10 protein-coding genes are annotated in these 15,381 nt (G+C 44.4%); all 10 read left to right on the plus strand.

Annotated features, from left to right (window positions below; translation table 11 throughout):
- The first annotated feature begins 181 nt into the window (after positions 1 to 181).
- The 10 genes from AZH43_RS15515 to AZH43_RS15560 all read left to right on the plus strand — a co-directional run bounded on the left by AZH43_RS15515 (position 182) and on the right by AZH43_RS15560 (position 15,352).
- Positions 182 to 808, plus strand: coding sequence for a hypothetical protein (locus AZH43_RS15515; protein WP_067671529.1), 627 nt, complete (start codon positions 182 to 184; stop codon positions 806 to 808).
- 130 nt (positions 809 to 938) lie between these two features.
- Positions 939 to 4,511, plus strand: a complete 3,573-nt coding sequence (gene dnaE / locus AZH43_RS15520) for a DNA polymerase III subunit alpha (protein ID WP_067671532.1) — start codon at positions 939 to 941, stop codon at positions 4,509 to 4,511.
- Between the two features lie 54 nt (positions 4,512 to 4,565).
- Entirely contained in the window at positions 4,566 to 5,408 is an 843-nt protein-coding gene (locus AZH43_RS15525) for an RNA methyltransferase (RefSeq protein WP_067671535.1), read from the plus strand.
- Positions 5,401 to 6,210: a serine O-acetyltransferase gene (gene cysE, locus AZH43_RS15530; protein WP_067671538.1), complete on the plus strand. Its 810-nt coding sequence runs from the start codon at positions 5,401 to 5,403 to the stop codon at positions 6,208 to 6,210. The genes AZH43_RS15525 and cysE overlap by 8 nt, the downstream gene beginning before the upstream one ends.
- Before the next feature lie 117 nt (positions 6,211 to 6,327).
- The gene (locus AZH43_RS15535; RefSeq protein ID WP_067671541.1) at positions 6,328 to 7,239 is read left to right on the plus strand and encodes an ABUW_2363 family tetratricopeptide repeat lipoprotein; all 912 of its coding nucleotides are present in this window, start codon (positions 6,328 to 6,330) and stop codon (positions 7,237 to 7,239) included.
- A 116-nt stretch (positions 7,240 to 7,355) separates the two neighbouring features.
- A complete protein-coding gene (locus tag AZH43_RS15540; protein WP_067671544.1) occupies positions 7,356 to 9,359 on the plus strand; it encodes an esterase/lipase family protein in 2,004 nt (667 codons plus the stop codon).
- Between the two features lie 365 nt (positions 9,360 to 9,724).
- Positions 9,725 to 10,936, plus strand: coding sequence for a GGDEF domain-containing protein (locus AZH43_RS15545; RefSeq protein ID WP_067671547.1), 1,212 nt, complete (start codon positions 9,725 to 9,727; stop codon positions 10,934 to 10,936).
- Positions 10,937 to 11,294: 358 nt separating this feature from the next.
- Positions 11,295 to 13,919 (plus strand): DNA mismatch repair protein MutS, encoded by a 2,625-nt coding sequence (gene mutS / locus AZH43_RS15550; protein WP_067671550.1) that lies wholly within the window; start codon positions 11,295 to 11,297, stop codon positions 13,917 to 13,919.
- A 242-nt stretch (positions 13,920 to 14,161) separates the two neighbouring features.
- The gene (gene fdxA / locus AZH43_RS15555) at positions 14,162 to 14,485 is read left to right on the plus strand and encodes a ferredoxin FdxA (RefSeq protein ID WP_053580096.1); all 324 of its coding nucleotides are present in this window, start codon (positions 14,162 to 14,164) and stop codon (positions 14,483 to 14,485) included.
- A gap of 144 nt (positions 14,486 to 14,629) precedes the next feature.
- Positions 14,630 to 15,352 (plus strand): D-Ala-D-Ala carboxypeptidase family metallohydrolase, encoded by a 723-nt coding sequence (locus tag AZH43_RS15560; protein ID WP_067671551.1) that lies wholly within the window; start codon positions 14,630 to 14,632, stop codon positions 15,350 to 15,352.
- Positions 15,353 to 15,381: the final 29 nt, after the last annotated feature.

The following is a 15,381-nucleotide window of genomic DNA, read 5'->3' on the forward strand; positions in this document are numbered from 1 at the left end:
TATAAATAAAGTGATTCATCCCGTGTATTTAACAGACATAAACTTAAAGTAAATTGCTTGAATGTTTTTGTCAGGCAAGCCCTTTCGTAAGAACCGCTTTAGACAATACAATATGCCGCCACAGACCCATTCATGGGCATTTATAATTCCAGCAATTCATAGATAACAACAGGTTCATATAATGAAATATTCTTGGGTTTTTATCCCTTTAATTCTAATCTGCAATAGCACCCAAGCATCCATCGCTCCGTACGACTACATCAGCAGCATAAAAGTCAACGGTATTGAACTCGCATCGCCTGTTCCCGCTTCGCAAGCAAATGGCCTGCTGAATAAAAACCCAACTAAATTAAAATATGAATATTCAGAATGTACCGGCAACACTGAATTTTCCATCAAAACAAAAGAAAAATATTTAAAATTTGAAATTTTTTCTGAGGATAATCCTCAAGTCAAAAATGACCAGTTCTATAAAAATAAATATGCATTCTCCCAACTAGGCCAGACCAAAGGAAATATTTGGCTAGAATGGGATCAAGCAGATAAAATCACAGACAACATTCAAATCGGTCAAAAAACCATAACCGCACAATATAGCTTTCAGCAATTTAAAAAAGATTTTCCGAAGAGTGCGAAATTAGCAGAAGACAGTCTTCCCGCTCATGTCATTCTGCTCCCGCCATCAGTTGTTAAATCCGCTTTAAAAACACCAGAAGCATATGATTTACCCTACATTGGAAACTTAGAATTCACATTCAAAAATGGAAAACTGGTGAAATTCTTAATTAACCAAGGTATTGCTTGCTAAACACCGGTCAGTACAGCGCATTTATTGAAGCGGCAGCGAACAGACAAAACTTCGCCAATCCTTTTCAATAAACGCAAGTTTAATCTCAGAGCATGCTAAAATAATCAGCTGTTTTCGCAGGGACTCATCTATGCACTTTGTACATCTTGGTATTTATACAGAATTTTCGATCACTGAATCTATTGTACGCATACCTGATCTTGTAAAAGCTGCAGCTGCAGATGACATGCCTGCTTTAGCAATTACCGACTTATCCAACCTGCATGCTGCGGTTAAATTCTATAAAAAGTGCTTAGATAAAGGCATTAAGCCGATCTTTGGCTCAACCATTCGCCTGAATGACGCAGAGCATCGCGTGACCTTGCTGGCAATGACCAAAAAAGGCTGGCGCAGCTTAACCGAGATTGTTTCTGAAGGCTATATCAGCGGCCAGCAGCTGGACATTCCATGCGTCAAGAAAGAATGGATTTTAAATCAGCATGAAGATTTAATTGTTCTGCTCGGCCAGCACAGCGATGTCGGTAAAATGCTACTGACCTCGAACCCGCAAAAAGCTGAACCACTGCTGCAGGAATGGGTCGAAAAATTCGGCAATCGCGTTTATATCGCACTGACCCGAACCAACCGCCCCGGCGAAGATGAGTTCATTCAAGAAGCCGTTAAACTGGCTAAAAAATATAATATTGGCGTGGTCGCGCACAATGACGTGCACTTTGTCACCGCTGAAGACTATGAAGCGCATGAAGCCCGTGTCTGCATTGCGGACGGTTATGTCCTAGGTGACAGCCGCCGTCCAAAAAATTACAGCACAGAACAGTACTTCAAATCTGCAGAAGAAATGACCGAACTCTTTTCGGACATTCCTAGCGCCATTGAAAATACTTATTATATCGCGCAGCGCTGCAACGTATCATTGCGCCTCGGTTTTAACGATTTACCCGATTACCCAATTCCTGATGGTCACACCATTGACACCTACTTTGAACATTTGTGTCAAGTGGGCCTGGAAGAACGCCTCGATTTTCTATATCCAATCAGTCAACGCGGCGACGATTGGCCAGATGTCCGTAAGCCTTATGACGAACGCCTTGATTTCGAAATTAAAATTATTTTGCAAATGGGCTTCCCAGGCTACTTCCTCATCGTTATGGACTTCATTCAGTGGTCTAAAGGCAACGGCGTTCCCGTTGGTCCCGGCCGCGGTTCAGGTGCAGGCTCGCTGGTTGCGTACAGTTTAAAAATTACCGATTTGGATCCGCTGCGTTACGATCTGCTCTTCGAACGTTTCTTGAACCCAGAACGGGTCTCCATGCCCGATTTTGACGTCGATTTCTGTATTGCCGGCCGTGACCGTGTTATTGACTATGTGGCGCGCACCTATGGCCGTGAAGCTGTATCGCAAATTGCAACTTTTGGTACGATGGCCGCAAAAGGCGCCATCCGTGACGTTGCGCGGGTTTTGGGCAAATCGTACGGTCTAGCTGACCGTATTTCTAAAATGATTCCGACGAAACCTTTGGGCCTCACGCTGGAAGAGTCACTGGAAGCGGAGCCGCAGCTCAAAGACATTGTGACCAACCCGTCCAATCCGGATAATGATGATGCTGCCGAAATTTGGGAAATGGCGCTGAAGCTGGAAGGCATTACCCGAAATACCGGTAAGCATGCCGGCGGCGTAGTCATTGCACCGACAAAACTGACCGATTATTCTGCAGTCATGTGCGAAGCTGACGGTACCAGCCGTGTAGCTCAATTTGACAAAGATGACGTAGAATCAGCCGGCTTAGTTAAATTCGACTTCTTGGGCCTGCGTAACTTAACCGTTATTGAAGATGCAATTAAGCATATTAATGCGCGCCCAGACATTACAGAAGCTGTCGATATTTCCTACATTCCATTGGATGACCCTAAGGCCTACGCGGTCTTCGCCACTGCAAATACCACTGCGGTATTCCAGTTTGAATCCGTCGGCATGAAAAAAATGCTGAAGGACGCGCGTCCAAGCAAATTTGAAGAAATTATCGCCTTCGTGTCCTTGTACCGTCCAGGCCCAATGGATCTGATTCCTGACTTCATTTTCCGTATGCATGGCGGTGAGTTTGAATACCTGCATCCTTTGCTTGAAAAAGTTTTAGAACCGACTTACGGCATTATGGTGTATCAGGAACAGGTTATGCAGGCCGCTCAGTTCTGTGCCGGCTATACTTTGGGCGGCGCCGATTTGCTGCGCCGCGCGATGGGTAAAAAGAAAGTTGAAGAGATGGTGAAACACCGTCAGATCTTCATTGAAGGCGCCGCGAAAAAAGATATTGATACTGATACTGCGAACCATATCTTCGATTATATGGAAAAATTCGCAGGTTATGGCTTCAACAAATCACATGCGGCGGCGTATGCCTTAGTCGCCTATCAAACTGCTTGGCTGAAAGCGCATTTCCCTGCAGAGTTCATGTCTGCCGTAATGACATCGGAAATGCAAAACACCGATAACGTCGTCTTCATTATTGATGACTGCCGCAGCAACGGTTTAGAAGTGCTGCCGCCATCTGTCAATATGTCTTTGTATAACTTCCACGCCAGCGACCCAAAAACCATTGTATATGGCTTAGGCGCAATTAAAGGCGTCGGTGAAGCAGCAATGCAGTCAGTAATTGACTCCCGCATTCAGGAAGGCCCTTACCGCGATTTATTTGACTTCTGCCACCGTATCGATTTAAAGAAAATCAATAAGCGTACATTGGAAGCCTTAATCCGCGCAGGCGCATTAGACTGTTTAGGTATAGAACGCTCGAGCTTAATGGCCCAGCTGCCAGAGGCTGTACAGGCAGCAGACCAAGCGCGCCACAACCGTGAAACAGGCATCATGGATTTGTTTGGCGAAGTTGAAGAAGTTCAGCGCAAACCCGCAAAACCAGTTAAGCCTTGGTCAGATGAAGTCCGCCTGAAAGGTGAAAAAGATACGCTAGGCTTGTATTTAACAGGCCATCCAATTGACGTTTACCGCCCCGAACTAAAATCATTCGTTTCACAGCGTATTAATGAATTGACACCGACGCGGCGCGGTGTGACAACAGTTTTTGCAGGTTTAGTGGTGGATGTCGCCAACTTCCCGAACCGTATGATGATCACTTTGGATGATGGTACTGCCCGTATTGAAGTCTCTGCAAATCATGAGCGGTTTCAGCGTTTTAAAGAAATTATTCAGCCTGAAAAAGTTGTCGTGATTGAAGGCGAGATTTATGAACGGGAAGGTTTTGACCGCCCCATGGGACGGTTAAGCAAAGCGTTCAATCTGAATGAAATCCGGCAGAAAAGAGCCAACAGCATTCAAATCACGCTGGATGCTGAGCACATCAGCAAAACATTAACACAAGATATTCAGCATATTATTGCGCCGTATTGCAATGTGGACATGTGCAGCCACATCCCGCTTCAGCTTAAGCTGGACTTCGCTTATGCATCAGTTGAACTGCATTGCGGCGCCAATTGGAACATTGCCCCGCTGGATGAAGCACTCAGTAAGCTGCGCGAATACTTTGGCAAAGAAGCGCTCTATATTGAATATCATGTCAAGTCTAAAGCAGCTAAGGCCGTCAGCTATGAACAGGCTCAGCCAGCCAATATCGCTCCGCCGCCGCCAGATATGAGCATGGATGATGCAATGGATTTATATCAAGCAGAAGCTGTAAATCAATATTCATGATGTATAGCGCTTGAGCCAGCTGTTAACTTTTAAATATTTAAATTTGGAACAAGAATGAGTCAAATTGACAATGCCGCTGTTTCAGCGCATCTCTCCCATGTCCGTATTGTCATGGTCAATACCACGTTACCCGCGAATATCGGCAGCGCGCTTCGCGCCATGAAAACCATGGGCCTGTCCAAGCTGGTTCTGGTGGCGCCAAAAACCTATCCGCACCCTGACATTGACGCACTGGCAGCAGGTGCGTCCGATTTAATCGAACAAATTGAAATCGTTGAAACATTAGAAGAAGCCATTAAAGACTGCCATATTGTTTTTGGCACCAGTGCCCGCAGCCGCACTATTCCATGGCCTTTGCTGGACGCGCGTCCAGCTGCAGAAATGTCGCTGAAAGCGGTGTCTGAAAATCAGCAGGAAATTGCCGTTGTCTTTGGCCGTGAAGACCGGGGCCTTACCAATGAAGAATTGGCAATGGCCAATTATCATGTGACTATTCCTGTCAACAGCGAATACGGCGTATTGAATGTCGCTCAAGCCATTCAAGTCATTTGCTATGAAATGCGTATGGCAGCGATGGCGTATATTGAACAAGGCGTTAATCCTGAAGCGCAAATGCACGTGACAGACGATATTGACATGCAATGGGATGAGCCGCTAGTCACGCACGAGCAAATGGAACAGTTTTACCCGCATTTAGAAAAAATGCTGGCTGAAATTGAATTTATGGACCCTAAAAATCCAAGATTATTACCTTTACGCTTGCGTCGCCTTTTTGGACGTATACAATTAGATCGTATGGAATATCATTTACTTCGCGGTATATTTACCCGAGTACAGGCATTAAATAACGGTACATGGAAAAAATCTAAGGATAAAGAGGATCAATCTAATGCTTAAACAGCTCAAAGAAGATATCCAAGCTGTATTCGCGCGCGATCCTGCGGCTCGGAACACGCTTGAAGTTTTAACCACTTATCCGGGCATTCATGCCCTGCTCATGCACCGTGTTGCGCATGAACTGTGGACTAAAGACTGTAAAGGCTCTGCACGCCTTTTATCTTCTTTTAGCCGTTTTGCCACGGGCATTGAGATTCATCCGGGCGCGAAAATCGGACGCCGCTTTTTTATCGACCATGGCATGGGCGTAGTCATTGGTGAAACAGCTGAAATTGGCGATGACGTGACCTTGTATCACGGTGTAACTCTAGGCGGAACAACCTGGAATAAAGGCAAACGCCACCCAACGCTTGAAGATGGCGTCGTTGTAGGCGCTGGCGCCAAAATTCTTGGGCCTTTCACGGTCGGGAAGAATGCCAAAGTCGGTTCGAATGCCGTGGTGACCAAAGAAGTGCCGCCTGAAACGACTGCCGTTGGCAATCCTGCGCGCTTTATTACTAAAAACAAACCGAAAGATAACGAAGAAAGTAGCCGCCGCGATTATGCCGAAAGCATTGGTTTTCAGGCTTATGCCGCAACGCAGGAGCAGTCTGATCCTATCTTGGACGGCATGCGTGTTTTGCTGGACCGTATTCAGCTGAACGAAAAGCGCATGAATACCTTGTGCCAGCGCTTGTCGCTGCTTGATCCGACATTTAAAAAGCAGCAATTAAATGAACAGCCATTCAGTGATGAAGAACTGCAAATTATTGAAGATGCCAAACGTGAATGCGAAGCGCAAAGCAGTCAATCCAAAGCATAACACTAACCGTGAATAACGCTTAAGTGCTCAGTAACTGACTTGCATGTTTGCTTGAGTTTTTTTAGACTGCAAACATGCCTTTTTTAAGTTTTAAAATAAATCAAATGGAAGATCACTATGACGCTTAAGCCCTTGGCCGTTGCCTTAGTTGCTTTAACTCTTGCCGCTTGCGGAAGCGCCCCGACTAAAAATAAAAATCCTGAAGGCGCAATGATTTTTGCTGAGCCTGAACTGACACCGCCGTTCTATGCATTAAACCCATTTAATTATGATGCGCCGCCTCCATTTGAAATTGACCTGCAAAAAGCAGCGTCTCAGCCTGTAACAAAAATGGAAGTCAATTTAGCCAGCGACCCGTCTAAAAAAATGACTTTAGATGTTAACCGCCTGATCATTCCAACGGTGAACAGCAAAGTCCGTTCTATGAAATATGCAGCGCTTGCTGGCGACAATGAAATTGATATCACTGAAATTGATGACTTTTTGCAATTAGTCGAAGGCAAAGCGCGTCACTATCCGCCACGCTTTGTACAGCGTCAAGAACGTAAAGGTTTCGAAGCAAAACTTAAAGAAGTTACACAGCAGCTGGACACGCTAGCATCTAAAGACAATGCTTCTTTTGATGTTTTAATCCGTGCTTTCAAAGCCAGCGTTATGGCGCGTAATCTGGACTTAGGTTCAGTCTACACCACGAAATCTTTAACTTATGCGCAGCGCATTCTAAAAATCAACCAAGATGATGCTGAAGCAAACTTCTGGTTCGGTTTTGGCTTGTCTGAAGGCGGCGGTCAGCGTGAAGCGATCCCTTATCTGGACAAAGCGATGAAAGCGGGCGTGCAAGAAGCTTATCTATCTGCCGCCAACAACTACATTGCGATGGAACAAAAGAAAAGCGCGATCAATGTACTGAAAAACTACAAAGTCAAATATCCGCAAGAAGGTGAAATTGCTGACCGCTTAATTCAAGAAATTGAAAAGCAAGGCCGCTGGAATGTATGGCAAGTTTTAAACCCGCCTAAAGCGTCTTAATGCTTGAATAAAAAAAAGGCCATTTTATTGGCCTTTTTTTTATTTAGGCGAATTGAAAAAGCTGAGGATTGCCGTATGATTTAATCATTGAAAATTCGAATCATTGTGAACACAGTATGCAGCATAAAATCAATAAATTACTGCTTACGGGATTACTGAGCACACTGATGCTTAGCGGTTGCCAAGTAGTCAGCGTAAAAAATCAGGCTTTAAACGTCACCATTGCCAACGAGCGCGACAGTATTCTGTCACGCAACAAACTCAGTGAAGCCAGCTTGAATGTGCTTTCAATGACTGGACGCGAAGCAAAAATCTGCACTGAATCGCCAGAAAGCTGTGTGAATGAAATTAAGCAAATTCCCCAGATTTTAGATGAACAGCTGCTGTCGACCGCCAGTGAACTCTATCTCGCAAAAGCCATAGAACTCGAAAACTCAGCGGAATGCAAAATCAGCCCGTTAACCAAGCATACATCTCAGGAAAATCAGCAAATACAGCAGGTTTCTTATGATAAATGTTTAGACCAGCAGCTGAATATGCTTGATAAAAGTATCCGCTACAGCTACGCCTACATGTTTAAAACCAAACGCGGGCCGCAAGACCGTATTTTTGACAACAGACAGGTACAGATTCGAGATTTCTACAATCAGAGCATTGCGAAACTCGTCAATACTTACGCATTGCGCTATAAGCCGACTGAAGTCACCAGCCAAATTAAAATTGGGCAAAGCACGTATAACATTGACTTTGACAATTACCCTGAGCTCAAAAAACGTAAAATCGAACAGCTGATGTCTACGTACAATCTGAACTTTTCAGGTTTACGTTCAATCACCCGAAGAGACGGTTTCGGTTCTGAATTTTTAGTTGTTCTGCCCGATGATGCCCCAAAAACGACAGGCAAAGCCAAATACATTATTGACCCGAACAGCTATAAATACACAAATGGCATGAACCCGAACATTCATCAGGCGCGCTATTTAGCGGCAACACTGACGGCAGAGCCTGCTTCTGCAGCTTCAGTTGATGAAATTTTAAAAAATTCAAATTTTCAAATTAAAGCGTATGATCCTTATAAATATGAAGATCTGACCATTGGCGCTAAGCAATATCCGCTGGCAGCAAACTTTTCTGCCCCTTACGGCCTTTGGCTTGCGCAAAACAATTTAGGGAAATCTGCATTTTTGTCCTTGATAGACCGTGATGAGCAGCTGACCATGCCTCACCTGTTTATGCTGGAGCCATACAACCCAAATAAAAAAATCATTGTTCTGGTGCACGGTCTGGCCAGCAGCCCCGAAGCTTGGATACGCCTGACCAATGATATGATGGGCGACCCTGTACTGCGGGAACACTACCAGGTCTGGCAGGTATTCTATTCAACCAATATGCCGATTGTTGAGAGCCGCTTTCAAATTTATTCCATTTTAACGCAGGCTTTTGCACAAGTCGGCAGTCAGGCGCCTGCCAAGAAAGACGCCGTCTTAATTGGCCATAGCATGGGCGGCATTATCGCCCGTTTGCTGGTAAGCGATGCTGATGTTACACAAGATGCGCTTAAAATGATGAACTCGCGCCAAATTAACCAATATAAAAATATCAATGTGGTCAAAGACCGCTTGGTCATGAAAGACATTCCTAATTTCAGCCGCGCCATTTTCCTGTCGTCCCCCCACCGCGGGACAGAGTTTGCTGACCGCTGGTTCACCAAAGCCGCTCGTAAAATAATTAAGCTGCCTGGCGCATTCCTTTCTGCCATGGCCGATGTATTAACTCAAGAAGAAGACCTTAGAGACCTGTTCAAAGAGATTGATCATGGCCTGATTCAAAATGGACCCAGCGATTTAAGCTATAAATCAAAATTTATCGCCTTAACTGAAAACATCATGCCCAAACCAGGCATGAAATATCATTCTATTATTGGCAATGCGACAAAAAGCGATGATCTGAATCTCATTACAGATGATGTCGTTCCTTATAAAAGCGCGCATTTAGATGGCGCTCTTTCTGAAAAAATCCTAAAGGGTGGACATTCTATTCAAGAAACCCCTGAAGCCGTGCTGGAACTGCGCCGAATTCTGCGCCTACATTTGACTGAACTGGGCTTATATAAGCCATAAGCACTGCAGCTCAGCTGCTTGAGCAGTAACTATTATTAAAATTAAAAAAACCAGCCGCTAGGCTGGTTTTTTTAATTGCCAGCCGATGCATAAAAAATAGATAAGTATTCAACTCATCAATCAAATCCACATTGAAATGGCCAATCTACTTATGATCCTGAACATATATACGGTTTGCTAAACCTGCCATTTCGGCCTAATTATTTTAAGTATTTTTCAATTCATTTTTTGCATAATTAATCACAAATCCTTCAGGAATTTATTTTTTTAAATACTTGTTAAACCTTAAATTCTTAGGAATACTCAAGGCATAGCGCGTAAAACCATAAAAGCGCCACCCTTTAATTAAAATTTGGTCGCTGCGTATGAAACTGCAAGGTTCCAAGCATTTAAAACGTGAAGCAATTCAGACCTTAATTCATAAGGGGCTAAACTATGTCTATTTTTCTAAATCCCTTGAACCTGCTTATAAACAGGAATACCAAAATGAAGCCGCAATGGAGTACCGATTCAGGGCGCCTATTGTACTTCTGCTGTATGCATTTTTAAGTTTCGGGATTTATCAAACTATTCCAACGCAAGAAAAAGTTTATGAATGGATTGTTGCCTATGGATGGGTCGGGGTCGTCATCATTTCGACTTGGCTGCTGTCTTTCTTCAAAAAGTTCAATCAATATTTCGACGTATATACCTGCATCGGCTCTACCCTTTCTACAGCCATTTCTTTTTTGATTGTTACCGTTTTTGCCAATGCGAACGATGTGCTCAGTCATGCAGCGCTGATGTATGCGGTCATTATTATTTACAGTTTTGTAGGCATGCGTTTCTATCCCGCAATGATTGCTGTTTGGTCTGGCGGCTTAATTGCGACGGCTATTACACTGTTCATGGGGTACCAGATTGACTGGGCGATCCTCAACCGAACTTATACTTTCAGCAGTATTTTAGGCATGGCGCTGTGTTATGCCATTGACCGTCAGCATCGGGAAAATTATCTGCAAAACTGCATTATTGAGCTGAATAAACAAGAAATGGATCAGCAAGCCGAACAGCTGGCAGTGTTGTCTCAAATAGATTCATTAACGGGCCTTGCCAACCGCAGGCATTTATCAGCAGTACTTGAACAGCAATGGCAAACGGCTGTGCGCTACCAGCTGCCGCTGAGCATCTTAATGGTCGATTTAGACTACTTTAAAGATTACAACGATCATTTAGGGCATCTTGCTGGGGACCAATGCCTGCAGGAAATTGCAATAGAGTTGAAAAATACCGCGGCGCGCAGCAGTGATTTAGCGGCGCGCTACGGCGGTGAAGAATTCTTGCTTATGTTTCCGGTACAGGATGAAAGACAGATTGAAGCCATTGCGGCCAAATTGCTGGAACGGATTGCCGCATTAGCCATTCCGCATCCTGCCAGCCCAATCTCCCCCTATGTCACTGTCAGTATTGGCGCCGCCACGATTTCACCTCACGAACGGGATCATCTTTCTGATTTTATTCAGCGCGCAGACCAAGCCTTGTATCTGGCAAAATCAAATGGGCGCAATCAGTATTTCATTGCTAAAAAAGCGGCTTAATGATGATTCCCAGCCGTTTACAGCTGAAGTTCTTACTGTATTAAGCTATTAACACCAACGGTATGAAAAAATAACTGCGTCTTTTCCCGCACGGTCATTCTCACCTATATTGTCAGCCAATTGTTCTTTTTACATTCATCCAGCTTTTGAGGCATTTTTGCCTGCGGTATTTTTGCTAGAATCTCATGTCATTACTCCAAACGGCAGCCTGCACATCTAGACTTTTATAATGCAATTTCAGCTTATAAAATACAGGACTTGATTTTAGCCCTGAGCTTGCAGGCTGCCGAGTCAGCCAGACTGTAAACACACGATCAATATGAATGAATCTATTTAATTTAAAAGGTATTTTTATCAAATGACTGCAGAAAAATCGAACATTGATCTAAGTTCACTTACACCAATGATGCAGCAATACATGTCGGTAAAAATGCAGCACCCGCATTCGCTGATGTTTTACCGCATGGGTGACTTTTACGAATTATTTTTTGAAGATGCGCATAAGGCAGCAAAACTGCTGGGCATTACATTGACACATCGCGGCAAAGCATACGGTGAACCGATCCCAATGGCGGGCGTTCCCTACCATGCTGCAGAAGGTTACTTGGCCCGTTTGGTCAAAAAAGGCGAAACCGTTGTCATCTGTGAGCAAATTGGTGAAGTGACAGGTAAAGCGCCTGTAGAACGCGGTGTAGTGCGGATTATTACCCCGGGAACATTGACGGATGATGCTCTTTTAACGGCTCATCAATCTTCAAATTTGGTGGCGCTGTGCATGCAGCAGAATTCAATTGGCATAGCCCTGCTGGATCTGAGCGCTGGCCTTTTTAAAGTTCAGCAGCAAGAGTTTAAAATTGAACAGCTGGCGATTGAACTGTCCCGTTTAATGCCCAGCGAAATCATTATTGATGAAGATATTATTGACCCGAATATCATTGAACACATCAAACAGCAATTAGACTGTCCAATCACCAAACGACCAAATGTAGACTTCAACCAAAATAACGCCCAGAAAACGCTCTGTGATCAATTTTCAGTCTCAACATTATCAGGCTTTGGCATTGACCATTTACCTTTGGCCAAAGCAGCCGCGGCAGCATTGATTCACTATGGTAAAGAAACACAAAAAACAGCTTTGCCGCATATCCGCACCATCCAGCTGGAACAAAGTTCTGACTTTATCGCATTAGACCCTGTTACGCGCCGCAATTTAGAACTGGTTGACCCGCTGTTTGATCACGGCACTTCACTGTTTCAGCTGGTGAATGACTGCCAAACAGCAATGGGCGGCCGACTGCTCCGCAGAACCTTAATGCAGCCATTGCGTGACACCGCTGTTCTGGATGGCCGGCTTGATGCAGCTCAGGCTTTGCTCAAAGGCTATCATGAGGCGCCCGTACGTTTAGTGCTGAAAGAAATCAGCGATATTGAACGTGTACTCAGCCGTGTTGCATTGGGCAGCGCCCGCCCGCGCGATCTGGTGCAGCTGCGCCAAGCCTGCGCGCAGATTCCATATTTACGCCATGCCTTACAGCCGATTATTGAAATGCAGCAATCCAAGCTGCTGGCAGACTTAAACCATGAACTCGGTGATTTTCATGGACTGCATGAACGCCTGATGAATGCGATTGTTGAACACCCGCCAGTGCTGCTGCGCGACGGCAATGTCATTGCAGAAGGTTTTGATGCCGAACTGGATGAACTTCGTAAAATTCGGGATCATGCAGGCCAATTCCTGATTGATTTAGAAATTCAGGAACGTGAAGCGACCGGCATCAATACGCTTAAAATCGGCTATAACCGGGTTAGCGGCTATTATATAGAACTCACCCGCGGTCAAGCAGATCAAGCGCCTGAACGCTATATTCGGCGCCAAACCCTGAAAAATGCAGAGCGCTATATCACACCTGAATTAAAATCATTTGAAGATAAAGTCCTGTCCAGTGAGTCCCGCGCTTTAGCGCGTGAAAAAATGCTGTTTGAACTGCTGCTGGAAGAATTGCGGCAAGATATAGGCAACCTGCAAATGATGAGCAGCGCCATTGCTCATATTGATATGATGGCTAACTTTGCCCATCAAGCCCGTTTGAATCATTGGGCCCGCCCTGAATTCAGCCCAGAAACAGGTGTGAAGATTAAAGCAGGCCGGCATCCAGTTGTCGAGTCGCTGAGTAAGACGGCCTTCACGCCAAACGATACACTGCTGGACTTTAACCGCCGGATGGCGATTATCACTGGCCCCAATATGGGCGGTAAATCGACCTTCATGCGCCAAACGGCATTGATTGCCCTGCTGGCTTACTGCGGCAGTTTTGTACCGGCAGAGTCAGCAGTACTGGGCCCAATCGACCGTATCTTTACCCGTATTGGATCGGCAGATGACTTATCGACAGGCAAATCGACTTTTATGGTCGAAATGACAGAAACATCTCAAATCTTGCATCATGCCACCAGCCAGTCACTGGTGCTGATGGATGAAGTCGGGCGCGGTACCAGCACCTATGACGGCTTGTCTTTAGCATGGGCGTGCGTGCTCGACCTCAGCAAGCGTATAAAGTGCTTATGCTTATTCGCCACGCATTATTTTGAGCTGACCGAACTGGGCAAAGAATCGGGCATTGACAACTATCATGTGACTGCAAAAGAGCTGAACGGCAATTTAATTCTTTTGCATAAAGTGCAGCATGGCCCAGCCAGCCAAAGCCATGGCCTGCAAGTTGCAAAATTGGCAGGCATTCCCGCCAATGTCATTAAAGAAGCGCAAAACCGCCTGCGCATTTTAGAAAAACAGCAGCAGCTGCATTTGAATCATGCGGTGCAAAATGATTTATTTGCAGAAAGTACTGTGCCCGAAGTCGTAGAGCGCATCATCGAGATTGAAAAAACATCGCCTGCTTTAGATTTGCTGAAAGAAATGGATATCGACAGTTTAAGCCCGCGTGAAGCGCTACAGCAGCTGTATATGCTGAAAGATAATCTTTAATGATTTAAGCTCCCGTTCAGGCATAAATTCAGCTATTCCGCATGCGTTAAACTAACGTAAAAAAGGCTCTCAATTGAGAGTCTTTTTCATTTATAAGTATTTTTGATGAATATTGATGTTTTTTATCAAATTTAACAGCCCTATCTATATCAAATATCAATAAAAGGAATTGTTAGTTGCCTCGGTTTTTGCCTAAAATACAGCATTAGTTATTAGAACCATATTTTTAGGTAGCTGTCGCCATGACCTTTGTTGTCACTGAAAACTGTATTAAATGTAAATATCAAGACTGCGTTGAAGTTTGCCCAGTAGATTGTTTCTATGAAGGTCCGAACTTTCTTGTTATTAACCCTGATGAATGCATCGACTGCGCGCTTTGCGAACCGGAATGCCCTGCAAATGCAATCTTCTCTGAAGATGAGCTGCCAGAAGGTCAGGAAGTTTTCATTGAGCTGAATACTGAACTTTCACAAAAATGGCCTAACATTACGCAGATTGGCGACCAGCCTGCTGACCGTGAAGAATGGAACGGTAAAACAGATAAACTGCAATATTTAGAAAAATAATTCTTTAAATTGCGAAATAAAAAAAGATCAGTACATGCTGATCTTTTTTTATACCGAAAGCACACATTTCATTGCAATATTTTCAAAATTTCTCATTCATTTTGGATTAAAATATAGCGATTGTGTAAATAATTGATTTTTATAATGAAGCATTTAATAAAGGCATTGCTTGCAGTAACAGCAATACCTCTAGTCTTTTTGGCAGGCTGCAGCACTTCGCCCCAAAAAGGTCAAACAATAACAACGCCAGATGGCAAACGTATTTTTATCCCGCAGGAACGCATCAGTTTTGACCGCCAAGTTCCGCCCAAAGTTGTGCCCTATGCATATAACTCTTGGGTTGCTGCTGCGGACAATTTACGCCGTGTCCGTGAATATGAAGTATTTTTAGAAAAAAATGATGTCGGCAATATTATTCCAAGCTTTGAACTGATGCGTACAGCCCGTGACTGGCAGAAATGCGGCCGTTCACAATATATGGTGCCAAACCGTGAACTTTGGGCCAATCAGATTCCAACCTTGCGTGTATTTAAATACTTAGTTGCCGCAAAAGTTCTTACAGATTTTGAAGTGACGTCGGTCTACCGCGATTTACCGCTGAATCAATGCGCGGGCGGCGCCAGCTCTTCCCGCCACCTATATAACTCAGCCATCGATTTCCGTATTGGGCCAGAATACCCGCAACCGGAAGACTATGCTTATATTGAAAATACCAAATTCAGGCTTTGCCAATTCTGGACACAGCATGGGCCGAGCTTAAATATGGGGCTAGGCTTATACGCATCAGGTCAAATCCATATTGATACTCAAGGTTTCCGTACATGGGGGCCGGATTTATCCCGAAATTCTTCAATGTGTAATTACTAAGTCATGACATTAACATCTAAGGGCCTCTT

The sequence above is a fragment of the Acinetobacter pragensis genome (assembly GCF_001605895.1).
GTDB lineage: Bacteria > Pseudomonadota > Gammaproteobacteria > Pseudomonadales > Moraxellaceae > Acinetobacter > Acinetobacter pragensis.

Coding starts and splice junctions, on each gene's coding strand:
- AZH43_RS15540 (WP_067671544.1), top strand. CDS start 7,356: ATGCAGCATAAAATCAATAAATTACTGCTTACGGGATTACTGAGCACA.
- mutS (WP_067671550.1), top strand. CDS start 11,295: ATGACTGCAGAAAAATCGAACATTGATCTAAGTTCACTTACACCAATG.
- AZH43_RS15535 (WP_067671541.1), top strand. CDS start 6,328: ATGACGCTTAAGCCCTTGGCCGTTGCCTTAGTTGCTTTAACTCTTGCC.
- dnaE (WP_067671532.1), top strand. CDS start 939: ATGCACTTTGTACATCTTGGTATTTATACAGAATTTTCGATCACTGAA.
- cysE (WP_067671538.1), top strand. CDS start 5,401: ATGCTTAAACAGCTCAAAGAAGATATCCAAGCTGTATTCGCGCGCGAT.
- AZH43_RS15545 (WP_067671547.1), top strand. CDS start 9,725: ATGAAACTGCAAGGTTCCAAGCATTTAAAACGTGAAGCAATTCAGACC.
- AZH43_RS15525 (WP_067671535.1), top strand. CDS start 4,566: ATGAGTCAAATTGACAATGCCGCTGTTTCAGCGCATCTCTCCCATGTC.
- AZH43_RS15515 (WP_067671529.1), top strand. CDS start 182: ATGAAATATTCTTGGGTTTTTATCCCTTTAATTCTAATCTGCAATAGC.
- fdxA (WP_053580096.1), top strand. CDS start 14,162: ATGACCTTTGTTGTCACTGAAAACTGTATTAAATGTAAATATCAAGAC.
- AZH43_RS15560 (WP_067671551.1), top strand. CDS start 14,630: ATGAAGCATTTAATAAAGGCATTGCTTGCAGTAACAGCAATACCTCTA.